22 protein-coding genes and 1 tRNA gene are annotated in these 23572 nt (G+C 38.6%); 11 read left to right on the forward strand and 12 right to left on the reverse strand.

Features of this window, described 5'->3' with window-relative positions:
• Nucleotides 1-64: 64 nt before the first annotated feature.
• Genes LX92_RS14080 through LX92_RS14095 form a run of 4 tightly spaced genes read right to left on the reverse strand, consistent with a single transcriptional unit; the run spans nt 65 to nt 3772 of the window.
• Entirely contained in the window at nt 65-379 is a 315-nt protein-coding gene (locus tag LX92_RS14080; protein WP_109651743.1) for a hypothetical protein, read from the reverse strand.
• A 2-nt stretch (nt 380-381) separates the two neighbouring features.
• Nucleotides 382-1356, reverse strand: coding sequence for a deoxyhypusine synthase family protein (locus LX92_RS14085; RefSeq protein WP_109651746.1), 975 nt, complete (start codon nt 1354-1356; stop codon nt 382-384).
• Nucleotides 1346-2287: an agmatinase gene (gene speB / locus LX92_RS14090; RefSeq protein WP_109651756.1), complete on the reverse strand. Its 942-nt coding sequence runs from the start codon at nt 2285-2287 to the stop codon at nt 1346-1348. The genes LX92_RS14085 and speB overlap by 11 nt, the downstream gene beginning before the upstream one ends.
• A gap of 27 nt (nt 2288-2314) precedes the next feature.
• Entirely contained in the window at nt 2315-3772 is a 1458-nt protein-coding gene (locus LX92_RS14095) for a type III PLP-dependent enzyme domain-containing protein (protein WP_109651759.1), read from the reverse strand.
• 448 nt (nt 3773-4220) lie between these two features.
• Here LX92_RS14095 and LX92_RS14100 point away from each other — a divergent pair, with 448 nt between their 5' ends.
• Nucleotides 4221-4934, forward strand: a complete 714-nt coding sequence (locus tag LX92_RS14100; RefSeq protein WP_109651762.1) for a hypothetical protein — start codon at nt 4221-4223, stop codon at nt 4932-4934.
• Between the two features lie 94 nt (nt 4935-5028).
• Nucleotides 5029-5100: transfer RNA gene (locus tag LX92_RS14105), tRNA-Arg, on the forward strand.
• A 376-nt stretch (nt 5101-5476) separates the two neighbouring features.
• On the opposite strand, the gene LX92_RS14110 is transcribed toward LX92_RS14105, so the two are convergent.
• From LX92_RS14110 to LX92_RS14140, 6 genes are all read right to left on the reverse strand, one after another.
• Nucleotides 5477-5686 (reverse strand): hypothetical protein, encoded by a 210-nt coding sequence (locus LX92_RS14110; protein ID WP_109651766.1) that lies wholly within the window; start codon nt 5684-5686, stop codon nt 5477-5479.
• Nucleotides 5687-6389: 703 nt separating this feature from the next.
• Nucleotides 6390-7922, reverse strand: coding sequence for a hybrid sensor histidine kinase/response regulator (locus LX92_RS14120; protein WP_109651772.1), 1533 nt, complete (start codon nt 7920-7922; stop codon nt 6390-6392).
• Entirely contained in the window at nt 7909-8406 is a 498-nt protein-coding gene (locus tag LX92_RS14125) for a Rab family GTPase (RefSeq protein WP_109651775.1), read from the reverse strand. Before LX92_RS14125 ends, LX92_RS14120 begins: the two co-directional genes overlap by 14 nt.
• On the reverse strand, nt 8393-9244 hold the full coding sequence (locus tag LX92_RS14130; protein ID WP_109651778.1) for a cell envelope biogenesis protein OmpA: 852 nt from the start codon (nt 9242-9244) through the stop codon (nt 8393-8395). Before LX92_RS14130 ends, LX92_RS14125 begins: the two co-directional genes overlap by 14 nt.
• A gap of 22 nt (nt 9245-9266) precedes the next feature.
• On the reverse strand, nt 9267-9623 hold the full coding sequence (locus LX92_RS14135; protein ID WP_109651781.1) for a fructose 1,6-bisphosphatase: 357 nt from the start codon (nt 9621-9623) through the stop codon (nt 9267-9269).
• Between the two features lie 387 nt (nt 9624-10010).
• A complete protein-coding gene (locus LX92_RS14140) occupies nt 10011-11174 on the reverse strand; it encodes a TIGR03364 family FAD-dependent oxidoreductase (protein WP_109651915.1) in 1164 nt (387 codons plus the stop codon).
• Between the two features lie 353 nt (nt 11175-11527).
• Here LX92_RS14140 and LX92_RS14145 point away from each other — a divergent pair, with 353 nt between their 5' ends.
• The 5 genes from LX92_RS14145 to LX92_RS14165 all read left to right on the forward strand — a co-directional run bounded on the left by LX92_RS14145 (nt 11528) and on the right by LX92_RS14165 (nt 18883).
• Nucleotides 11528-12400, forward strand: a complete 873-nt coding sequence (locus tag LX92_RS14145) for a UDP-2,3-diacylglucosamine diphosphatase (RefSeq protein WP_109651784.1) — start codon at nt 11528-11530, stop codon at nt 12398-12400.
• A 10-nt stretch (nt 12401-12410) separates the two neighbouring features.
• On the forward strand, nt 12411-13418 hold the full coding sequence (locus LX92_RS14150) for a glycosyltransferase family protein (protein ID WP_109651787.1): 1008 nt from the start codon (nt 12411-12413) through the stop codon (nt 13416-13418).
• Between the two features lie 2 nt (nt 13419-13420).
• Nucleotides 13421-14791 carry a GH1 family beta-glucosidase gene (locus LX92_RS14155; RefSeq protein ID WP_109651790.1) on the forward strand — a complete coding sequence of 457 codons (1371 nt, stop codon included), beginning with the start codon at nt 13421-13423 and terminating at the stop codon, nt 14789-14791.
• 563 nt (nt 14792-15354) lie between these two features.
• Complete coding sequence (locus tag LX92_RS14160; protein ID WP_146197838.1) at nt 15355-15975, forward strand: DUF3450 domain-containing protein; 621 nt, start codon at nt 15355-15357, stop codon at nt 15973-15975.
• Nucleotides 15976-16027: 52 nt separating this feature from the next.
• Nucleotides 16028-18883: a CHAT domain-containing protein gene (locus LX92_RS14165; RefSeq protein WP_109651795.1), complete on the forward strand. Its 2856-nt coding sequence runs from the start codon at nt 16028-16030 to the stop codon at nt 18881-18883.
• On the opposite strand, the gene LX92_RS14170 is transcribed toward LX92_RS14165, so the two are convergent.
• Together LX92_RS14170 and LX92_RS14175 are read right to left on the reverse strand one after the other, a co-directional pair.
• A complete protein-coding gene (locus tag LX92_RS14170) occupies nt 18863-19591 on the reverse strand; it encodes a tetratricopeptide repeat protein (RefSeq protein WP_109651800.1) in 729 nt (242 codons plus the stop codon). The two genes, LX92_RS14165 and LX92_RS14170, sit on opposite strands and share 21 nt — an antisense overlap.
• A gap of 3 nt (nt 19592-19594) precedes the next feature.
• Nucleotides 19595-20140, reverse strand: coding sequence for an RNA polymerase sigma factor (locus LX92_RS14175; RefSeq protein ID WP_109651803.1), 546 nt, complete (start codon nt 20138-20140; stop codon nt 19595-19597).
• Nucleotides 20141-20253: 113 nt separating this feature from the next.
• On the opposite strand from LX92_RS14175, the gene LX92_RS14180 reads away from it, so the two are divergent.
• From LX92_RS14180 to LX92_RS14195, 4 genes are read left to right on the forward strand one after another with little or no spacing between them, the layout of a single operon-like run.
• A complete protein-coding gene (locus LX92_RS14180; RefSeq protein ID WP_109651918.1) occupies nt 20254-21063 on the forward strand; it encodes a DUF4412 domain-containing protein in 810 nt (269 codons plus the stop codon).
• A 16-nt stretch (nt 21064-21079) separates the two neighbouring features.
• Nucleotides 21080-21424 carry a hypothetical protein gene (locus LX92_RS14185; protein ID WP_109651806.1) on the forward strand — a complete coding sequence of 115 codons (345 nt, stop codon included), beginning with the start codon at nt 21080-21082 and terminating at the stop codon, nt 21422-21424.
• Nucleotides 21425-21437: 13 nt separating this feature from the next.
• Complete coding sequence (locus tag LX92_RS14190) at nt 21438-22532, forward strand: hypothetical protein (RefSeq protein WP_109651809.1); 1095 nt, start codon at nt 21438-21440, stop codon at nt 22530-22532.
• 13 nt (nt 22533-22545) lie between these two features.
• Nucleotides 22546-23568 carry a hypothetical protein gene (locus tag LX92_RS14195; RefSeq protein ID WP_109651812.1) on the forward strand — a complete coding sequence of 341 codons (1023 nt, stop codon included), beginning with the start codon at nt 22546-22548 and terminating at the stop codon, nt 23566-23568.
• Nucleotides 23569-23572 lie beyond the last annotated feature (4 nt).

The raw sequence follows: 23572 nt of genomic DNA on the forward strand, positions 1-23572 counted from the left end.
GAAGTCCCCTTTAAAAAGGGATTGGCTTGCGAAAATTTGAATGGGTTACCTAGGGTTATCCGTATTAATCGTCATCGTCATCCTCTGACATATCGGGATCGGGAACGGCTTCTGGATCATCATCATCATAATCCTCATAGTCATCCTCATCGTAATTCTCCATGGTATATTCCAATTTCGCACTGATCTTGACCAAATATTTGGTATCCTCAGTCAAAACCTCCACAGCTTCTACCCTTTCGCCACTGGCATTTCTAAATGAAATGATATTACGATCGTCATAACCATCAGGATACCTTTCGACCAAAAGTTTGAGAACCTCTGGCGTAAGTTTCTTGAAATCGACTATTACTCTTTTTAAATGTGCGTGCTTGTCCATAATTACATGTTCAAAAGATAAGCAAAAATTAAAGGCGCCACAATGGTCGCATCACTTTCTATTATAAATTTTGGCGTATCCATATCGAGTTTTCCCCAAGTGATCTTTTCATTGGGCACTGCCCCGGAGTACGATCCATAACTTGTTGTTGAATCGCTAATCTGGCAAAAATAGCTCCAGAACGGGGTGTCTGTGCGTTCCATATCCTGATATAACATGGGTACCACACAAATTGGGAAATCACCGGCAATACCCCCACCTATCTGGAAGAAGCCAATACCGTTCTTTGAATTATCGGTATACCAATCAGCCAAAAAGGTCATATATTCAATCCCGGACTTCATGGTACTTGCCTTAAGTTCCCCTTTTAAAACGTAGGAAGCAAATATATTCCCCATGGTACTATCTTCCCATCCTGGACAAACGATAGGTAGGTTTTTCTCTGCCGCGGCATACATCCAAGAATCTTTCAAATCTATTTCATAATACTCTTCCAATACCCCGGAAAGTAACATCTTATACATGTATTCATGGGGTAAATAACGTTCACCCTTATCCTCGGCATCTTTCCAGATCTTAAATATGTGTTCTTGCAACCTGCGGAATGCCTCTTCCTCGGGAATACAGGTATCCGTAACCCGATTGAGTCCTTTTTCCAACAAATTCCATTCATCCTGGGGTGTTAAATCGCGATATTCCGGTACGCGCTTATAATGCGAATGTGCCACCAGGTTCATAATATCCTCCTCCAAATTGGCTCCGGTACATGAAACGATCTGTACCTTATCTTGCCGAATCATTTCCGCAAAGATCTTACCTAACTCGGCGGTACTCATGGCCCCAGCCAACGACACCAACATTTTGGAACCTTTTTTCAACTGATCCTCATAGCCTTTGGCCGCATCGACCAAGGCGGCGGCATTAAAATGCAAATAATATTTTTCAATAAAATTGGAAATAGCTCCTTTAGTCTTCATCTTCCTCAAATTTTGAATGGGTATTTCCCGATTTATAGTTTACATCATAGGTGTTATCATAGTCATCCTCAACATCTTCACCCATGAATTTATAACTTAGCATTTTATAATACAACTTGGCTGCCAAAAAATCCGATGATTTATCATGGGCATTCGGACATAATTCAACAATGTCGAAACCTACAACGTTTTTCTCCTTATAGACCTGCTTCAAAAAATCAAGGGTTTCATACCAGAACAATCCCCCTGGTTCCGGTGTTCCCGTAGATGGCAATATAGAGGGATCGAAAGCATCCAAATCAAAAGTGATGAATACATTATCGGTCATTAGGTCTACAACCTTATCCATCCAATATTCATCATTCACCATATCATGAGCGAAAAAGGTCTTTTCCTCATCCATGAAAGTCTTCTCTATGGCGTCCATGGAACGAATGCCTATCTGTACAAGGTTCGTTGACTGACTGGCTTCATGCACCGCACAGGCATGGTTACATGGTGTTCCGTCGTAAGACTCCCTTAAGTCGGCATGGGCATCAATATGCAAAACCGTTAGATTGTCAAAGCATTCATTGAACGCCCTTATACTACCTATTGAAATAGAATGTTCCCCACCAAAAAGCGTCACAAACTTATTGCGCTTGATGTACTCTTTGGTCACTTTATGCACAGCATCCACCATTGATTCGGGAGAATCGTTTTCGGTAACCGGACTGGTCAAATGAATACCTTGTTTATATACCTCGGAATCGGTTTCAATATCATACAATTCCATGTTCTCCGATGCATCCAAGAATGCTTCCGGACCTTTATCGGCTCCTTTTCCCCAAGTGCTTGTACCGTCATAGGGCACTGGAATCAAAACCACCTTCGCAGTTTCCAATTGTGCGAATTCGTCGGTAATTCCCGCGTAATTCTTCGTTGTACTCATGATCTTAAATATTAATTTATTGTTATACTACCCTTGTAAAGGAATGGTTTGTTCGTTAAGGACCTCCTCAATATTATGTACTGGCACATTATTGTCGTATCCCAGTATTTCCAACATCTGATCAGCTTTTTGTTGAGTCTTGAACAGCGTGGTTGTCAGCTCACCATTTTCATCCCTATCAATAATGATATGTTTGGGTTGTGGTATCAGGCAATGCTGCAGGCCACCAACCCCCCCTATGGAATCTTGATAAGCCCCAGTATTGAAGAAACCTATGTAAAGTGGTTTGGTTTTACTGTATTTAGGCAAATAAATGGCATTCCTGTTCTGTTCGCTATTGTAATAATCATCGCTATCGCAAGTGAGTCCGCCCAAAAGAACGCGTTCGTATTCATCGTGCCAACGATTGACCGGCAACATGATAAATCGTTTGTTGATGGCCCAAGTATCAGGTAGGGTTGTAATAAAGGATGAATCGATCATATTCCATTTTTCCCGATCATTCTGCTGTTTTTGATACAGGATCTCATAAATCGCGCCTCCGCTCTCCCCTACCGTAAAGCTTCCAAACTCAGTAAAAATATGGGGTACCGATACTTCGGCCTCTTGGCAGGCAATATTGATCTGATTGATGATCTCATCGATCATATACTCATAATCATACTCAAAGGCCAAGGAATTCTTTATGGGAAACCCTCCTCCTATATTAAGACTGTCGAGTGAAGGACACATTTTCTTCAATCGCACATAGACTTTTAGACACTTGGCCAGTTCGTTCCAGTAATACGCATTGTCCCGTATTCCGGTATTAATGAAAAAGTGGAGCATCTTAAGCTCGATCTTCTCATTGTCCTTAATTTGGTTTTCATAGAAGGGTACGATATTCTTATACCCGATTCCCAAACGGGATGTGTAAAACTCGAATTTAGGCTCTTCTTCCGATGCAATACGGATGCCTACCTTAAAGTTGTCATTGACCACATCGGACAACAGATCTATCTCTTCATAATTATCGATGATAGGAATACAGTTGCGATGACCCGAGTCGATGAGTCGACCAATGTTGTCTATATATTGCTCACGCTTAAAACCATTGCAGATAATATAAGCGTCATTCTTCAATTTACCTTTTTCCTTTAAGTTTTCAATGATATTGATATCAAAGGCGGATGACGTCTCTATATGGATGTCATTCTTTAAGGCCTCATGCATTACATGCTGGAAATGGGAACTTTTTGTACAATAACAATAGTTGTACTTGCCCTTGTAACCATTTTTTTCAATGGCCGTTGCAAACCAATTTTTGGCGCGCATGATATTCTCCGAAATCTTGGGCAGGTACGTGAATTTTAATGGACTTCCGTATTTCTGAACGAGTTCATATAGGGGAATGCCGTGAAATTGCAGGTGATCGTTCTGAAGTGAGAACTCCTCTTGCGGAAAATCAAACGTTTGATCAACAAGATCAATGTATTTTGTGTTCATGGAACAGTTGTATGTTTAAAATTAATAGCAATAACATTTTGGATAAAGGAATGGCTCCTTTTATAAAAAGATCATTGAATTAAAATCAAATCATGATTTGTTCCGCCGTTGTAGGAATGAAAAAGTAATCGTGCTGGCTGCAGACGATGGCAAGGGTCCTCACAGAAGTTAGCTTTAAATCCCGGTTACCCAATCCCTGGGCAGACAATGGGTATGACTTCCTAATCCCCATGGTCCCGAGCATATAAACAAGGTTCATTATGTTCAGCTAAAAGCCTTAAACCAAACTAATAAACACTTAGTTTGATGGTACAAATAAAATCAAAAAAATTATAATACAAGCTTTTTATAAAAAATACTTCAAAAATATTCCATTATTCGCCCAATCAACCCTAATCAATTCATTTATAGTCTATTAATTCATATATTTAGTATTAAAAATCCACTCATGAAAACCAAAATGGATATGTACCGGTATTTTTTACTTCTATTCTTTTGCGTAACACCCACAATCAATGCCCAGGTTACCTCAGGTACCTATTTTTCAGTGACCGACAACACGGTTCACGAGTTAAAAATTTCAGGGCGGTATTTCATTCTTACGGACTATGAAAAATCCCCTGCCAATTTCTTAAAAACCGTAGGTGGCTTTTTTGAAGTTGAAGATCAACATTTGGTGGTATCGCTGGAATTCAATTCCAATTACGCCAAAGACTCCATTCGACAACTGCGTATTCCGTTGGAAAAGGATGGAAACAATTTGATTCTTGGCATGGAATCGGACATGCAGTTTACGCCAAGCGCAAAAATAAGCCAGGATTTGGATGGCCAATGGCTATTCGGAATCCGTGGCCCAGATGAAGGGCAGGAACGAAGAGGGGACAGCAAACCCAGAAAAACATTGAAGGTCCTAATCGATGGCCGGTTTCAATGGATAGCCTATAATACCGAAACCATGCAATTTCACGGTACCGGTGGTGGCTCCTTTACTTCGAAGGATGGGGTCTACCAAGAAAATATCGAGTATTTCTCAAGAGATAATTCCAGGGTTGGGGCCGAGCTCACATTCGAATACAAAATCAAGGGGAATGACTGGCACCACAAAGGCAAGAACAGTAAAGGGGAGCCCATGTATGAAATATGGATGGGGAGAAACCAATAGCCAAAAAACCTAAATGGGAGAATACTTCTTAAATATTTTCGATTGATAAAGTAAATTATTGTAAAAAACTTTATTTTTGCGATCTTCTTTGACTGGCCTCGTAGTTCAATGGATAGAATAGAAGTTTCCTAAACTTTAGATGCAAGTTCGATTCTTGCCGAGGCTACTAATTTTTAAGTGTTCATTTTACCCCTCCCTTACGTCAATCCAAGGTTCCAAACCTTTGTATTAAATATCTGAAAATTAAAAAGGGATAACAGAAATTTCTTTCTAATTATCCCTTATGGGGGAACGTAACAAACACAACCCTCGTTGCCTTATAATGAATATGATCAACCCATTATACCCACCTTAAAAATGGTAAGGTCAATGTGGAATAACCCCTATTGTAAGTTTGACCTTTTCCCGGTATTTCCTTTACCGAGGTTTCGAAAGACTGGATTAATTCGATTACAATACATTATTAACAATCTCAAGTACGACTATAATACCGAAGAGTATCACCAAAGCATAACCATTAACCTCCCTTTTCATAGCACTTTTTATTCTTTCGTAACCACCAAACCCAACCTACCAAAATATTCCGTTTTATGTCCTTGACCCGATAGATTGAATTTTGACACATCACTTAAAAAAACCGAACCAATAAACAATTCCTCTTGGTTTACAATAGGAGGCAATCCCTTTGCATTATTCTGTCGACCAAAATCCATTTCCTTTGAACTGTTTCCTCTTAAATACCTCAAGTTCATTAATTTCCCTATTAAAGTCATGTTCAAATTTTATTGTGCAATGGGCAACAGACGCATTGTCTTACTGATATAACCCCCTATTTTTTAAAAAAAAGGCCCTGTAAACAGGGCCCTTAAACCAACCGACTAATTAAAACCTAAATTACTTTAATCACTATCAAAACCCGGGTTGGTTTTATAACTCCACTAGAACCGCCAATTAGATTCCAATGGACTTAAACGGATAAAATGGTTAGTGTTTAGCATAGCATTTATCCTTTAAGGTTCATCGTTGTTTATCGTTTGAATGCCGTGATAAACAACAATTATATTTATCTTCTACTTTTCATCATGTTATTCAATCTGTATTCACCTTTTGTTTTCAAAAGCGCCTTCCGTTTTAGTAGGGTGGTCGGCAGAATAATGCAAAGGGTCGTCATAAAAACCAACAAACTGATAACAAAAAAAATATCTACAAAAATCGTTGTGCTCATAAGTGCTCTATAAAGTATCAAGGTTCCCATTTCTAATACAAGACAAATTTAAGGTGCAGTCATGGCTTAAGGGCTGAAAATTATGGATTAGAAATATATGTCGTTAAAACGCACATTTTATCGATGAAATACATTGTTAACAAGATTTATCCTACTTTTATGTTTATGAAGCGTATTTCATATATGACAATAAACCGTACAAAACACAAATGTGCAGAAAGGGAGGGATTCTACTTAAGTAGTTTAACAATGGCTTTTAGCAGCTCATTAAAATCGAATGGTTTGGGCACCACAGCATTCATTCCGATTTTTAAGTAGTTATCGATATTATCTTCAAATACATTGGCCGTGACCCCTATAATCGGAATATTCTTGATGTTCTTAAAGGGAAAGTCACGGATCAATTTGGTAATTTGATCTCCAGAAACATTGGGCAAATCAACATCCATAAGAATAATATCATAGTTGTTGTTGATCACGGTTTCAAAAACCATTGCACCATCATTGACCAAATCAATAAAAAACAGATTGGTATCCATAAGGGTTTTGAACAATACCATTTGTGTACGTTCATCATCCTCAACCAATAACACCTTGTATTTTCTATCCCCTTTGAGCTTTGTTATATCGACTTTTTTACTCGCTGTATTCCCAATAGGCTTGGAAGCTAAATTCATGGCATAGGTCAAGGTAACGTCAAAGTAAAAGGAAGAACCTTTGCCCGACTTTGATTCCGCCTTGATCTCACTGCCCATGAGCTCTACCAATCCTTTGACTATAGACAACCCCAAACCGGCACCCTCTTTTTTACCTTCTTCATTCAATTGGGTGAAACTCTCAAAAACAGAATTCATCTTTTCCGATGGAATTCCAATACCGGTATCATTTACCTCAAATCTTAGACTTACCTTATTTGCCCTTTTCTGATTGAGTACTACTTTTAGGGCAATCGTGCCTTTTTCCGTGAATTTTATGGCATTATCGAGTAAGTTGGTGAGCACTTGGAACAATCGCAACCTATCCCCTTCGATAAATTCAGGTATTTTTTTATCATGATCCATCAAAAATGTAATGGATGTCCCCTTGGTTTTCGACGTATAGGTAAACGCAATAAGCTCTAGTAATTTCAACAGATTGAATACTTTGTTACGCAGTTGCAACCTACCGGAGGCAATCATGCTTATGCTCAGGATATCATCGAGCAATAATCGTAAATTGGTATTCGATTCCTTAAGAAAATCAACCATTTGGTGCTGCTCATTATCCAAGTTGGTTTTTTCGAGCAGGTTGGTTATTGAAATAATACTTGTAAGCGGATTTCTAAGTTCATGGCTGAAATTCTGGATAAAGGCATTTTTAAAACGTTCCCGTTCTTCCAATTCCATATTCTTAAGAACCACCAATTCCGAATTAATGATAGATTCATTCCGAGCCTGGGCTATTCGTTGATAGGAGACATAATGCTCGGTAAGGTCGTAAATAACCAACAACAGGTGGTTGTCTTTCTTGATAATGCGCACATCGGTAATCAATTCCATATCGCGTTCCCCAAGGTGAACGCAATTATAGGTCATCGAATCCTCCGTACTGTCCAGAATACTTGAGTAGGAAATAAAGAAGGGATGTACGTCATAGATGAACCCACCCTGTTTCAACGTAATGAAAGTTTGATCACTTTCCAGAACCTTACCATCCAAGTCTATGACAACAAACTGAATGCTCTGATTTATGTATTGCTCTTTATATTGGCTAAGTAAGGTCATTCAATAGGGTAGCTAAATGGGTGAACATTTCGTTTACAGCATCCCCGGTTTTTGCACTGGTCAGGTAATTTGCTTCAATATTGTTGTCTTTTAAAAGGCTTTGAAGCTCATCCTGGATTACCAAATCAATTTTGTTGCCAACGATGATCAACGGAACATCGGGGGTTTTCTCGGCAACTATTTTTAAATCACTATTCAAATTCTGGAATGTGGAAGGTCGACTTACATCAAAAACGAAGACAACCCCATGGGTTCCCAATAAGTAGGCTTGTCGTATCATTTGTACCTCATCGGTACCTTCAAGGTCCCAAATGATCAGTGAAACGGAATCATTTTCATTTACCTCAACAATTTTTTTGGTAATATGAACTCCAATGGTCACTTTATATTTATCGGAAAAACTGTCTTTTACAAATCGTTGGATCAATGATGTCTTACCGACACCGAAATGACCTAAAATCACAATCTTCTTAGATTTTTGCATTGCCAAAATATTCTGCTAACTTTTTTTGAATCAGTTTACTGCTTATGGTGTCAACCGGCTGTTCGAGATGACGGCTGGTATAGATAAGATCAAGGTTCATCTCCATGAAATTATGGTAAAAGTCGAAAATAATATCCTGAACCTTATCCTTTGCCTTTAAACTATAGGCACCGGAAATCACCACTGCCACATAATAGTTGACGAAGCTTTGTATATGTATATTGTACAGTTCATATTCAATAAGTTCCAACTCCTGGTTTTTCTGATTAAAAGCATCCTCAACAAAGGTTTTTATGGCCGTGAGCATTCCTGAGATCATTTCCTCATCTATGGTTTCGGTTTTTGAAAAACTTGCTTTCAACAAACCCGAACCGCGTTCGATCAACATTACCTGTTCAATTTTTTCCCCACCTATATCATCAAGTAATAGCTCCTTTTCCTTACTTCCTCCAAAAAACGATCTTAATTTTCTTTTCCATGCAGAAATAAAACTCAATTGGTTATCTATCTTTTCAGATAAAACCTTTATTTCCTGGGCCACATATTTTTTGACCATTTTTCCCAACACGGGGTAAAGGGCGTCAACAACTTCGTCTTTGTGGTTTTGGATTTCCTTTTTTAATGTAGCGGTAATAGTCGGTCCGAGCGTATGCGGAATACTTTTGGTGAACTTATCCAACTGTTCCTCCACAATGGGATCGACCCGTGAGGCGAATTTCTCCCTACTATTATAAGCTTGCTCCAACAGTTCGATGCGATCGGCAATTTTATCAATATCTTCACGATCCTCTGTGAACAAAATATCCTTAAGGATTTCCAATCTGTCTTTTTCGTTCATTCGAACTGCCCTTAAGATCTATTTATTTACTACTGACTTTTTCACCCAATTCAATGAGTAATTTACCCAAGGTTTCCTTGGCAACGCTTTTCTCATCCAAGTCCTCCATCTTGGTGGCCAAACTGTTTTCCAGGTCGGTTATTCTAATATTCACATCGGTAGAAACATCATCAATTGATTTTCTTAAGTCGGCCCCGACCTCCTCAATTAAATCCTCCAAGATTTTTTTCTTATTGAGGATGTCTTCCTTTAAAGCTTCAAACTCTGCGTCATAGGTCTGGATATTATCACCAAAAATGAGGTTTTTTATCGCTTCTATCTTTGAGTCCGGGTCTTGCTTTCCGTGTAGATTAATTACAGGTTTTTGATCCTTTGACATGATTGGTTTTATTTAACGGGTTGTAATATAGTAATTGGCTATTGCATTCAATCAAATATCGAGCACCTTCAATTTCATCAAAAAATAGGGAATAAAATCCCCTAACAAACGAAATATAGTGTTTTCGAGCTAGTTTTCAAAGATATAACAAATTAGGTTTCCTATTTTAATTTATCCTTTTTAAACCAATAGTTGTACACTACCTTCCCTTTATATGTAAAAAGTTACCTCCTTGAAAAAGGCTCCGATCCATTCACGACCACTTATTTGAGAACTAAAGGCACGTAAGACCCATGGTTACTTTCAACAACCTTAGGTTATGCGATTTACACTTGGATATAATCATCGTATGCGCATCCCATCTGAGCGTTAGGAAAAGTTATAATCCTATACGTGTCGCAGATTGAAAATATGATAAATATTTGCTTTTGCGAATCCTGCACTTCCTGTCAACCCTTTTCTTCCAATCCCGGTAACAACATGGATGTTGTCGTCTATTGTAGCTTGATAAACATCGTCCGTTTTACAATGCGAATACAGTCCGTACCACCGTCGCTGTATTTCGTAAGTAGGTAAATCAATGATATTCTTAGCTTCCTGTAGTATGAAATCATCAACATCCATATTTAGGTCCGTTCCCAAGGTATTGATCTTGGATACATCAACCGATTGCTGCGATTCCCCAAGAATAACCGACCCATCCATGGCCTGCTTGAAGATGATCTGCACTCCCCATTTATTATCGGTAGAGTCGAAATCCCCTCTTGAATTAAAACCAGTATATGAAGGACATTCCTGAAACGCCCCATACGTGCGTATTGATCGGCCCGTTAGTACTGAGCTTGGCAGTTTATAATTCGGTTGCGGCCTGGTCTGCATCATCTGCAATTTTGATACAACGAGGTTACTTTCATTAAACAGTTCCGGATACAAGGTTTTAAAGTCCGTACCATTACAAATGATAACCTTTGCCGCCGATAATGATTTAGTGTTTGAACATTGTACTTCTATACCGTTTGACAATGCTATACAGTCGATCACGGTACAATTTGCAAAAAGGACCAAACCCGAAGCCTTAAGGTATTTATGCAATCTATTGATCATTATACGTGGCTCTAGCAGTATCTCCTCGGGGAAAAAAAGTCCGGAAGCCACATAATCCTTTTGTAAACCAGGGTAGGAATCAAGACATTTCGATTTGGTCATTAGTATGGAGGGGTAATCGTTATCACGGTTTATCTGATGCAGTTCCTCTAGCAGTTGCTCCTCTTCGGGGTTGGATGCAAAATATACGCTACCTTCTTGACGTACACTAATATCGAACTGTTGCTGGATTTCCTTATAAATCCTTAAGCCCTCCCTTCCGAAAAGTTGCCATTTACTGTTCATCCCTGAAGGTACGACCTGCCCGAAGTTACATACCGTGGCCCCTTGAGGTGTACTATCCTTTTCTATCAAAGCCACCTTCAATCCGATTTCGAGTGCATGATAGGCGTGAAAAGTACCAAGGACCCCTCCCCCTACTACAATAAGATCATATTGTGGTTGTATCCTCATATAATTGCTGATTCGCTTTCAATTTCCTTTGGTGCAGGCCTTAAATATTTTCTTTTATAATATTCAGGAATATTACATTGAAAATGAATTTTTACAGGTTAAGGGAAGGTTATAAAACAAAACGTAGGAAGTCCATTGTTAAAGTTCGCTTAACCTAACTTTAAAAAGGACTTTACGGAAGTATCGAAATTTATTTGAAACCTTTGGTGCAGTTGAAGTCCTGACTATGAAAAACATTACGGTTTCGCTTACAACTTTGCTAATCGATTTTCCTGTGAATCGTTTACGCACCTACGGTTCGCCCCTAAAGGTGAAGAAAAACAACAAACCAATCCGACCCTTTTCCAATGAAAAAAAGACCTGTTGATGTTGTGGTCATTTCCGATGTACATCTAGGTACCTACGGTTGCCATGCCAAAGAACTATTGAAGTATTTGAAGTCAATTACACCCAATCAGGTCATCCTCAATGGGGATATTGTTGACATCTGGCAATTTAGCAAACACTATTGGCCCAAATCGCACATGAAAATCGTTAAGCTCTTATTGGAATGGGTAGCCAAAGGGGTAAAAGTGCAATACATTACCGGAAACCATGATGAAATGCTTCGAAAATTCGCAGGATTTAGAATGGGTTCGTTCAGTATCGCGAACAAGGTATTACTTAACGTTCATGGAAAAAAGGCATGGATATTCCACGGTGATGTCTTCGATGTTACCATGCAGCATTCCAAATGGATCGCCAAACTCGGGGCAATGGGCTACGACTTCTTGATCCTACTCAACAGTGCCGTAAACCTTATGTCCAAAAAAATGGGCAAAAAACCTATTTCCATGTCCAAAAAAATAAAGAACGGGGTAAAATCGGCCATTAAATTCATCAGTGATTTTGAGCAGACCGCTGCAGATATCGCCATTGAAAAAGAATTTGATTACGTGATATGTGGTCATATACACCAACCTGTAATTCGAAAAGTAAACACTTCCAAAGGTTCCGTCATGTATCTAAATTCCGGTGACTGGGTTGAAAACCTTACCGCTTTGGAATACTCCCATGGCAAATGGGAGCTATACAGCTACGATAATGACATTGCCATACATTCCCGGGATATGGAAGTTTTTGAACCGACCGAATTATTAGAGAAAAATGAACTTTTTGATCGCTTGATGCTCGAGTTCCAAACCATTAGCGTTTCTAGCGGTAACGTAAAAACAAAGTAGGCCGATTTCAATGAAAATACTATACGCAATACAAGGCACCGGCAATGGCCATTTAAGCCGGGCAAGAGATATTATACCTGAACTGCATAAAAAAAAAGTCAACCTTGATATTCTGGTCAGCGGGACCCAGGCAGACGTTCAAATCCCCTTTCCCATTACATACCAATTAAAAGGCCTGAGTTTTATATTTGGAAAAAAAGGTGGGGTGGATATGTGGCGAACCTACCTTAAAACGAATTCCGCCAAACTACAAAAAGAAATAAAGAGTCTTCCGATTTCCGATTATGACCTGATCATCAATGATTTTGAACCCGTATCGGCCTGGGCATGTAAATTAAAGCATAAAAAATGCATTGGTCTAAGCCATCAGGCTGCAGTGATAGCCCCAAACACCCCAAAACCCATCAAAAACGATCTTTTAGGGAAAATGATCTTAAAAAAATATGCCCCTACCAACCAAAGCTATGGCCTGCATTTTAAGGCCTATGGGGACAAAATATTTACCCCTATCGTTCGTCGGGAAATCAGAAATACGAAAAGAACCGAAGGCAATTATTATACGGTATATCTGCCCTCCTACAGCGATGAAAAAATATTGAGGATTCTTTCCAAATTGAAAGGCGTGCATTGGGAAGTTTTTTCGAAACATACCGATACGGACTTCTTTTACAAAAATATAACCGTTCGTAAAATCAATAATGAAGCTTTTATCCACAGCATGGCCCATTGCAAGGGCATTCTTTGTGGCGCGGGATTTGAAACCCCTGCGGAGGCCCTACATCTAGGGAAAAAATTGATGGCAATACCGATGAAAGGTCAATATGAACAACAATGCAATGCAGCGGCCCTAAGGGAAATGGGGGTTCCCATAATGAAATCATTAAAGCTAAAACATTTGGAAACCTTGGAAGATTGGATAGAAATGGACAACACGATCAATATTCACTATCCCGATATTACGGCCAATATTGTTGATCAGATCCTTCAAGAAGCTACCGTCGACCAAATGGACTATTAAATTTGACACCATCCAATCCAACCTTTTCCAATTTCGAATTAAAAGCATCCGATTTTGGTTCCGATTTTATTTGGGGCGTGTCTACAGCGGCCTACCAAATTGAGGGTGCCCACAACAGCGCCGATAAAGGCGAGTCTATTTGGGACCGATTTACACGAAACAAGAAAAACATTTATCAGGGACAAAATGGCCATATCACCTGTGACTTTTACAATCGGTACAAAGAAGATATTCTATTAATGAAGTCTATGAACATTCGGCATTTTCGATTTTCATTATCATGGTCAAGATTGATACCGGAAGGTCAAGGCAAATTAAGCATCGATGGAATTGATTTTTACAACCGTGTTATTGATATCTGCCTCGAATGTGGCATAACACCATGGATTACCCTTTACCATTGGGACCTTCCCCAAGCCTTGGAGGAAAAAGGAGGATGGACCAATAGGAACATCCTAAATTGGTTTGAGGCATATACACGCCAATGCGGACAACTTTTCGGAGATCGAGTTAAACATTGGATCGTATTGAACGAACCCATGGTCTTTACCGGGGCAGGATATTTTCTGGGTGTCCATGCACCCGGAAAAAAAGGTTTAAGAAATTTTTTACCAGCCGTTCACCACGCAACTTTATGCCAAGCATTGGGTGGCAAAGTACTGCGTGACACTGTGGAAAAAGCCCTAATTGGCACAACCTTCTCATGCTCCCAAATTACGCCATACTCCCAAAAAGAAAAAGACGTAAAAGCCTCGAGAAAAGCAGATGCCCTATTGAATCGCTTGTTCATAGAACCTAGTTTGGGAATGGGGTATCCTGTCAAAGACTTGAAAGTACTACGCCGTATGGAAAAGCACCAAAAACCGGAGGATCAAAAAAACATGATTTTTGATTTTGACTTTATCGGAATTCAAAACTATACCCGAGAGGTCGTTAAACACAGTTTTACCGTACCCTATCTTAGGTCGAAAATCGTAAATGCCACGAAACGGAATGTTCCCACCACCTTGATGGATTGGGAAGTATATCCCAAAAGTATCCATGCCATGATTTCCCAATTCAACTCATACAAAGGGATAAAAAAATTGATCATTACAGAAAACGGTGCCGCGTTTGAAGATAACGTCCTTAACGGTGAAGTAGATGACCCTGAAAGACTTTCCTATTTGCAGGAATACATCAAGGAAGTGCATAGGGCAAAAGAAGAAGGCTTAGGCATAGCAGGGTATTTTGTATGGACATTTATCGATAATTTTGAATGGGCCGAAGGATTTTACCCAAGATTTGGTCTGGTTCATAACAACTTCAAGACCCAAAAAAGATTGATAAAAACTTCAGGCAAATGGTATTCAAGTTTTCTGAAAAATCATTGAACAAAGATCCATCCTGATAAAAGGACATAAAAAAAGCCAATGTTGCCACCAGCTTTAACTAAACTAACTCAAACAAAGAACGTCTCCTCCCAATAGAGGCCATGCAAAAATAGAGAAATACGAAAGCTTTTGTGTTAGGTCATTTTGAACCTTAGGTTAAGTTTAAAATTCTTTACCCGGAGCCCCCAATTGTTATCGTTTAAAAATGGATAGATATCCCCTACATTAAATAAAACAAAGCAACCCTAAGAGCCCAACAGGGAATACGAACAGCAGAAGAAAAAGCAATATCGATTTTTACCCATAAAACCACATTTCATTTCACTATGTGAATGCCCTACAATGAATCCAAGCTTCATTACCCTATAGGGGGGGTCAAATCACTTAACTATCCCATGACAAGTAAAACATACGCAACCAGACGGTTATGGATATATTAATAATTATAATGTTATATTTAACACAGATATTATTCCAACACAATAAATCCCCCGATTGAAAAATGTTAACATTCTAAAAACAAAAAGGACTAACAATAAACAATCGTATCTAACATGAAAAAAATGACCGTATTAACCCTATTCCTGACCGTTGCAACACTTGTATCCTGTAGCAACCATGAGACCACTGAAGATGACCTAACTTCTGTGAATTCCAAAACCTCAAAAGATCAAGCCGATGAACCTATATACGGCCATCAATTCTATTATGCGAGTGCGGAGATTGAGATCAATAGATTGAAACTTCAAAAAACAAAACTTGTAGCTGAATTTGAAAACGGCAATAAAGGGGTGATGGAACAAATTGAAAACATTCAAAAGGAGATTGAAAAATTAAAAAGATTCAATGAATCATTGCTCTATATAAAAAGACCTCTTGGATCTAAAGGCCCAATGCCACCAAAACCATGTTTAGTAGATGATAGAAGTAATTGCATCCCCCAACAGAACCTATCTCCAAATACCGTAATCGTATTAGGTGAAGAATTGATGGTTGCCAATATTCTTGTAAAAAACAACAAGGAAGAATCGGTTGACACATCATTTAAGTCCATAGAAGACGAATATGGCCAAAGTGCCCTGCAGTTAAAAACAAGCTTGGAAGGAGAGGGCATAATGTACACCACATTAAAAACGAAGGTAGTTGGGGAAATTACTATTCCCACCCCCGTAGTTGGCCTATAAATTACTTGAAATCTGTATATTTAAGCTCTCCATCAAAAGGAGGGCTTTTTTTATGAAGTGTCTTGTTATACTCCTAATATGTACCTTTTCATGTCTTCAGTGCGCTACGGCACAAAACACGGAATTGGAACAGACCTATAATAAAGCATTTGATTTCCATTATGCCCATAAGGATAGCGCTTACCATTATTACAATAAAACCATACGACTGGCCGATGGCCAGAATGAATTGGAATATATGCTAAGTGCATACATTTATTTAATGAATGCCAACGGGCACTATTACGATTTAAAGAATTATCGCAAAAACTTAAAAAAAGAAGACAGTCTTTTACGTTATGACAAGCGTTTTAAAACCTTATCGAACATCGATTATTATAAAGATTATCTACTTTTCGACAAAGGCAATTACCATTACAAAATAAAAGATTACACTACGGCTAAAGGGTATTTTCAAAAACTCTTTGCCAAGCTTAATGCAATACCCGAAGCCCAACGTAATCGTAATGATTTGGCCACCTTATCAAGCCTGTACAGCTTTCTTGGGGCTATCTATAAACATACGGGCAAATATGAATTGGCGGAGTATAATTTTAAAAAAGACATTGCATTGGTATCCACCTACAAGGATAGTATGGATGATTGGAAGACTTCCTCAATGAACTCCAAAAAATTACTATCCCAGGTGTATGAGGACAAAAAGGATTTTAAGGCAGCGAACCTATTGCTAACCGAAGCTTTATCCTACTATAAATCACAAATAAAAGACCCAAGCTTTAAGAACAGGATTCTCTCAACCTATATTCTCTTGGCCAAGAATTCTATCATACAAGGGAATTTCATCTCGGCCATTGCCACTTTGGACGAAAGTGCTTACCTCTATTTTGAAGACAACCCATTTTCAAGGGAGGTAGACTTAATTTATGGGGATGCCTATCTGGGTTTAAAGGATTACGACAAAGCTGCGACCTATTATCATGCCGGATTATTGAAAATAAAAGCGTATCGCGAGAATCAAAAGCATCAAGATATGGCGATGGTTTATACAAGATTGGGTAAGGTGTCTTTAAGGCAACGGAAAATCGCAGAAGCTTTATCGTACTACCAAACGGCATTGATGCAATTAGAAAAAGATTTCAACAACCCGGATTTTGATTCAAATCCAAATCCGGACAAGGTACTTTCAAAAACAATCTTGGTCACGGTCTTAAAAGAAAAACTCAATGCCCTCTATGAAAGTTATTCGATGACCAATGATATTGAATATTTAAAGACGGCAAATAGCACTTCCAAAACCATTATAAAAACCTTGGATGTTTTACGACCGGAATTTGAAAGTAAATTAGACAAGGAATTTTTGGTTACCGAAACCTATCCCACGATTCAAACAATGGTTCGCATTTCATACGAATTATACCAACAGAGCAAAGACAACAGCTATATTGATGATGCTTTTTATTTTATGGAAAAAAGCAAAAGCATTGCCCTACTGGAGGCGCATAGAAATTCGGAAGCAACCAAATACGGAAACATTCCCGATGGCATAATTAGTGAGGAGCAGATTTATCGGGCTAAAATATCCCATTTGGATGAAGAGATCTTCAACGCCAATCCGAACGATAAAGCCGCCTTGATCGACTCGTTGTTCCTAATCAAAAAAGAATACTATGAATACATCGCAAAAATAGAACATGACTACCCCAAATACCATGCTTTAAAGTATAACGCTGATGTCGTTTCCTCGCAAGAATTAAAAAATGAATTACATACAGATCAATCGGTCTTTAGTTATTTGGTTACCGATAATTCGATATTCCTTACAGTACTAACCCATGAAAATGATGCTTTTTATAAGTTGCCATTTAATGAAACCCTAAAAAAAACAATTACCGATTATTACCGGCAGCTTTCAATGCCCAATATAGAGGACAGGACAAGTTATAGCATAAATAGTAAGCTTATCTATAAAGCGATTATTGAGCCTGCATTGGACAACAATACGTTTACAGATATTGTAATCCTTGCCGATGATGTCCTAAACTATATTCCCTTTGATGTACTTCAGACAAATCCCCTGGAAGAGAAATCCTACTTACTTTTCAAGTATAGCATTAGTTATGCAAGTTCGGCGACCTTATACTTGGAACAAAACAAAACGAACGTAAAAAGCAGTAACAAGCTAATGATCTTTGCACCTAATTTCAACAAATCGGTCTCAGGGATAAAAGCGGATCAGGAAAGGTTTGATATGGGCCCATTAATCTATAACATTCAAGAAGCAAAAAATATTTCCGAGTATTTCAGGGGAACGATTTATGATGGGAATAGGGCGAGTATTGCAAATTTTCAAAAGGATATTGATGCCTATAATTTGATTCATTTTGCCACCCACGCATCCGCTAATGATGAATTTCCCGATTATTCTTATTTAGCATTTGAAGATACTGATGATACTTCCAATTTACTATATGTGAAAGACTTGTACAATTATCATATCGATGCCGATATGGTTACCTTGAGTGCATGTCAAACGGGTTTTGGAAAACTGCAAAAAGGTGAAGGTATGTTAAGTCTGGCAAGAGGTTTTAATTATGCGGGTGTACCTTCACTAGTTACCTCGTTATGGAAAATCAATGATCAGAGCACCTCAGAAATAATGAAATCCTTTTACGAGAACCTAAGTAACGGGTTAAATAAAAAGGAAGCCTTACGACAAGCAAAACTAAGGTACTTAAATTCAAATGATGATGCGCTTTTAAGACACCCGTACTATTGGTCCGGTATTGTAATAACGGGTAATACGATGCCCTTAACCAGTACGGATTATTTATTGTGGGCAATCGTAGCCCTTATTGGCCTTTTACTTATCTGGTTGCTATACAAAAAGTCAATTAACCGCTTCAAGTAGTTTTTTGGCTTCTGTAGATTTATATTTCCCATCAGCAATTACCTTTTCCAGTGTTTTTCTAGCATTAGGCCTATCGTTCATTTTTAGATAAGCAAGGGCTAGATACCAGGTTGTTTTTTCCGTTAAGGTATCATTGGTCTTTAGATGTTCCAACAATAGCGGAACTGCTTCATTGGCCTTTTTCAATTTTAGCAAGGCATTTGCCTTATAAAATAAATAATAAGGTTCTTTAGTGGTCGAATACAAATTTGAAAACAAGGATATCGCGGTATCATACTCTCCTCTTTCATAGGCGAGGAAAGCAAGGGTTTTCTCATCTTGATACCCATCACCCCTTTGCAGTGGTTGTACCACATTTCGGTAGGGTTCAAAATAGCTTGCAAAAAGATCGTCGGTAGAAACCTTTTGATCCATGGTTAAAAAATAGGTTAAACCCACAAATAGCAACACACTGGCCGCTGCCAACCATTTTACATAGGAACGTCTCGTTATTGGCTTTTCAATTTTGGCTTTCGATTCCAATTCTGAAATCAAATCCCTAAAACGATCATCATCCTCCTTTCGGATAGCCTTTTTCAAATTGGCCTGTAAGGTTAGTTCTTTCTGAAAATCAATGTCATTATGCAAGAGTTCATCCACCATCACCCTTTCTTCCGGTGAAAGTCTATTCTGTATATATTTTTCAATTAAATCTTCTTGCTTCGACATAGGCTATGATTTAATCATGTCTTTCAGGGTTTTTAGGCATCTGGATTTCTGACTTCTGACTACACTACCATCCGTATAATCCGTATGCTCCACAATTTCATCAATATTTAGTCCCCTAGAGTAGAACAAGGTTAACATCTCTTGGCATTTTTTTCCCAATCTTTTAAAAAAGGTCTGCAATAAAACCTGTTCATGGCTTAATTCCTCTTCCTCGATATCAGTAGCGATTAATTCAATTGTATCATGAATACCAGGGTTGTTAGGTTGATATTCGACGGTTTTCTTCTTTTCCTTCAACAAATCATAAATCATAAATTTTCCGATCCCAAAAAGGTATGTTTTCAAAGAGCTTTTCACTGTCGCCAATTTACCGTTCAAAGCATGTTTTCGAAGCGCAATGAAGGCTTCCTGGTAAATATCACAAAGGTCGTCATGCGACAGGCCATACTTTTTCCCAAAATTCAAAAAAGCATCCCTATGGCCATTATAGAGTTTACCCACCTCTATTTGATTACCATGTACCAACGCTTTTATGTGATTTTCTTCCATCTACCTTTTAAGAACGCCAAGGGTGAATTTATAGCAAAGTTAATTTTTTAAAAGAGAAATGTTAACAATGCATTTTTTGACATGACTAAAGGTAAATGAAAAACATAATAATCATGAAAAAAATAGCGATCACGGTATTTTTCTTACTTGCATTTATAGGAAACGTACAACAGGCCGAAGCCCAATTCTTTAAAAAACTAAAAGAACGCGTAAAAGAAAAGACCGAATATGTGGTTGTGGAAAAAACATCGGACAAGGTTGCTGAAAAGGCATCAAACTCATTGGATAAGGCTTTTGAAATCAATCCTTTTTCAATGGGTAAGGGAAAAGTGGACCCCACCCTTGTTCCTGACTCCTATGACTTTAGTTGGAAATACTCCTTAAACATGAAGACCAAAGATGGGGACATTGTATTTCACTACTTTCTTCAACCCGGGCAGCCTTACTTTGGTTTCACCACCCCACTAATGGAAAGTATGTTCACCGTGATGGACAACGGGCGAAAAATTACGGTAATGTATATGCAATCCGAAAAAAGCCCGGCAATTATGGCGAATAGTATGCCTGATGACCTTGATATTGAAGAAGCGAACGATGAATCCGCAACCTTCGGTTATGAATCTTTACCTGATAAAGAAATCATGGGATATACCTGCACAGGGGTAAAAGCCACGAACGACCGCTATGAAATCAGTATGTATTTCACGGCAGATGCCCCCGTAAGTTTCAATGACATCTATAAAAACCAAAATAAAAACATGCCGGCCGGACTAGAAAACTATTTCGGTGAGGACGATTATGTACTGATGTTGGAAATGCAAATGATCGATCATAAAAAGAAAAAAATGAGTGCGACCATGGAATGTATCGGTCTTGAAGAAGTTCAAAAAACCATAATCAAATCAGATTATAATATCAGGTAACCAAAAACCAATTAAAATGGAAACAACAGAAAACAATACAGCAGTAGTTAACGAAGGTAAGAACATTGCAATTATTGCTTACATCACCATCATAGGACTTATCATCGCTTTTGTGATGAACAATGACAAAAAAGACCCCTTTGCCGCTTACCATATCAAACAATCATTGGGGTTGGCTCTTATAGGTCTCGCATTAGCGGCCATCGGTATGATCCCCATACTGGGTTGGATAATAAACATCCTAGGTCTCTTCGTACTCCTGTATATGTGGATTATCGGATTGATGAACGCGATCAATGAAAAAGAAAGTGCAGTACCCTTCTTGGGGGAGAAATTTAAAATGTGGTTTAAAAATATTTAAACATATACGGATTATGAACAAACGAATAAAACTAATTGCAGTGTTGCTTCTATTATCGTTCAGTTTTTCATGCAATAAAGATGATGATAGCCAACCTGAACCCATTGCTATAGAGGAACCACAACCAGATCCGGTTGACCCAGTTGATCCTACGCCAACTCCCCAAACTACAGACTTGTATTTAGTAGGCTATGAAAGAGATGGCGACAAACCCTATGCACAACTATGGAAAAATGGAGAGCAAACAGCCCTTCCCAATCCATCCGGAACTTCGCTTGCCTACGATGTATTCGTTGATGGTACCGATGTGTATGTAGCTGGGCAAGCAGAAACAAGTTATAATGATGCAGCCATCGTATGGAAAAATGGTGCTGGCAATAATCTCACCGATGGAACAAAAGATGCTAAAGCCAATTCAGTCTTTGTCTCCGAAGGTGATGTTTATGTGGTGGGATACGAACGATCTGAAGTAATCAATAGAGAGTCACATTACATTGCAAAATTATGGAAAAACGGAGTAGCTACCCCTTTGACATCAGGAATAAATGATGCCAGTGCCTCCGATGTGTTTGTAGCTGGTTCAGATGTTTATGTAGTGGGTGAGGAATACATAGCGGAAACCTTTTCATTTCAAATGAAGGTATGGAAAAATGGGGTTGATCTAAATTACACGAACAGTTCAAAATGGAATAGACCTGTTTCAATTTTTGTCGATGGTACCGATGTTTATGTAGCTGGATCTAGAAAAAATGACGGTGCTAGCATTGCTGTTCTCTGGAAAAATGGAATCCCTACCGATTTAACAAATGGTGAAACGCAAGGTATGGCCATGGATGTTTTTGTAGATGGTTCCAATATCTATGTTGCAGGTATTAAAAGCGATGCGAATGACAATCAAATTGCCAAAATATGGAAAAATGGTGTTGCCACGGAACTCAATACAAATACGAGTGCTACGGCAAGTGCTGTTTGGGTATCAGGATCTGATGTGTATATAGGAGGTAATGAATTAAATGTTGCTAAATATTGGAAAAATGGCACCCCCACTTCGTTAACCGATGGTCTTAACAATGCTTCGATTACTTCTGTTTTCGTAGCAACTAATTAAATAGCACTGTAAAATGAAAACGATATTACAACTCCTTAGCCTATTATTACTGATCTGTTTCACATTTTCGTGTAGTAAAGATGATGATCCATCAGGAGGTGGTTTAGACAATGTAGTAACTGATGTATACACGGTTGGATATGAATCCAATGGTGTAAATAAAATTGCCAAAATATGGAAAAACGGTATCGCTACCGCTTTAACCAACGGCGCAAATGATGCTAATGCAACCTCGGTTTATTTAGCTGGTGAAGATGTATATATAGGAGGTTACGAAAATAATGGAACAAACAACATTGCAACACTTTGGAAAAATAGTGTAAAAACACCACTAACAGATGGCACTACCAATGCTCTCGTACTCTCTGTTTTGGTATCAGGAACGGATGTTTATGCAGCGGGTCGCGAGAACAATGGATCTAAAAATGTAGCAATGGTTTGGAAAAACGGTGTAGCCATGCCCTTAACCGATGGCACAAATAGCGCTGGTGTGCAATCCATATATGTATCGGGTAACGACATATATACCGCTGGTTTTGAAAACAATGGAGCAAATAACATAGCAATGGTTTGGAAAAACGGTGTAGCGATGCCCTTAACCGATGGAGCAAATGATGCTATTGCCAATTCCATAGCTGTTTCGGGGAATGATGTATACGTAGCGGGACGTGAAAAGAATGGAACAACATACGTAGCTATTTTGTGGAAAAATGGGGTAAAAACAACGTTAACCGACGGGACTTTTCAATCAGCCGCAACATCAGTATTTACCTCTGGTGTTGATGTATATGTAACAGGGTATGACGGCTTTAAAGTGAATCTTTGGAAAAATGGAGTAGTCAACTCCATTACCGATGGCAGCACTTATGCTTCTGGACAATCTGTTTTTATTTCAGAAAATGACATCTACGTTGTCGGCTATGAAAGACCTGATTCAAAAGATATTGCAATGCTTTGGATAAATGGCATAAGAACGCCATTAACTGATGGCTCCAATAATGCATATGCCAATAAAGTCTTTGTAACCAAAAATTAAATAA

Origin of the sequence: Maribacter polysiphoniae (assembly GCF_003148665.1) — a bacterium.
Taxonomy (GTDB): domain Bacteria; phylum Bacteroidota; class Bacteroidia; order Flavobacteriales; family Flavobacteriaceae; genus Maribacter_A; species Maribacter_A polysiphoniae.

Excerpts from the sequence above, each read along its gene's own strand:
- LX92_RS14080 (WP_109651743.1), bottom strand. The coding sequence starts at position 379 with ATGGACAAGCACGCACATTTAAAAAGAGTAATAGTCGATTTCAAGAAA.
- LX92_RS14085 (WP_109651746.1), bottom strand. The coding sequence starts at position 1,356 with ATGAAGACTAAAGGAGCTATTTCCAATTTTATTGAAAAATATTATTTG.
- speB (WP_109651756.1), bottom strand. The coding sequence starts at position 2,287 with ATGAGTACAACGAAGAATTACGCGGGAATTACCGACGAATTCGCACAA.
- LX92_RS14095 (WP_109651759.1), bottom strand. The coding sequence starts at position 3,772 with ATGAACACAAAATACATTGATCTTGTTGATCAAACGTTTGATTTTCCG.
- LX92_RS14100 (WP_109651762.1), top strand. The coding sequence starts at position 4,221 with ATGAAAACCAAAATGGATATGTACCGGTATTTTTTACTTCTATTCTTT.
- LX92_RS14110 (WP_109651766.1), bottom strand. The coding sequence starts at position 5,686 with ATGAACTTGAGGTATTTAAGAGGAAACAGTTCAAAGGAAATGGATTTT.
- LX92_RS14120 (WP_109651772.1), bottom strand. The coding sequence starts at position 7,922 with ATGACCTTACTTAGCCAATATAAAGAGCAATACATAAATCAGAGCATT.
- LX92_RS14125 (WP_109651775.1), bottom strand. The coding sequence starts at position 8,406 with ATGCAAAAATCTAAGAAGATTGTGATTTTAGGTCATTTCGGTGTCGGT.
- LX92_RS14130 (WP_109651778.1), bottom strand. The coding sequence starts at position 9,244 with ATGAACGAAAAAGACAGATTGGAAATCCTTAAGGATATTTTGTTCACA.
- LX92_RS14135 (WP_109651781.1), bottom strand. The coding sequence starts at position 9,623 with ATGTCAAAGGATCAAAAACCTGTAATTAATCTACACGGAAAGCAAGAC.
- LX92_RS14145 (WP_109651784.1), top strand. The coding sequence starts at position 11,528 with ATGAAAAAAAGACCTGTTGATGTTGTGGTCATTTCCGATGTACATCTA.
- LX92_RS14150 (WP_109651787.1), top strand. The coding sequence starts at position 12,411 with ATGAAAATACTATACGCAATACAAGGCACCGGCAATGGCCATTTAAGC.
- LX92_RS14160 (WP_146197838.1), top strand. The coding sequence starts at position 15,355 with ATGACCGTATTAACCCTATTCCTGACCGTTGCAACACTTGTATCCTGT.
- LX92_RS14165 (WP_109651795.1), top strand. The coding sequence starts at position 16,028 with ATGAAGTGTCTTGTTATACTCCTAATATGTACCTTTTCATGTCTTCAG.
- LX92_RS14170 (WP_109651800.1), bottom strand. The coding sequence starts at position 19,591 with ATGTCGAAGCAAGAAGATTTAATTGAAAAATATATACAGAATAGACTT.
- LX92_RS14175 (WP_109651803.1), bottom strand. The coding sequence starts at position 20,140 with ATGGAAGAAAATCACATAAAAGCGTTGGTACATGGTAATCAAATAGAG.
- LX92_RS14180 (WP_109651918.1), top strand. The coding sequence starts at position 20,254 with ATGAAAAAAATAGCGATCACGGTATTTTTCTTACTTGCATTTATAGGA.
- LX92_RS14185 (WP_109651806.1), top strand. The coding sequence starts at position 21,080 with ATGGAAACAACAGAAAACAATACAGCAGTAGTTAACGAAGGTAAGAAC.
- LX92_RS14190 (WP_109651809.1), top strand. The coding sequence starts at position 21,438 with ATGAACAAACGAATAAAACTAATTGCAGTGTTGCTTCTATTATCGTTC.
- LX92_RS14195 (WP_109651812.1), top strand. The coding sequence starts at position 22,546 with ATGAAAACGATATTACAACTCCTTAGCCTATTATTACTGATCTGTTTC.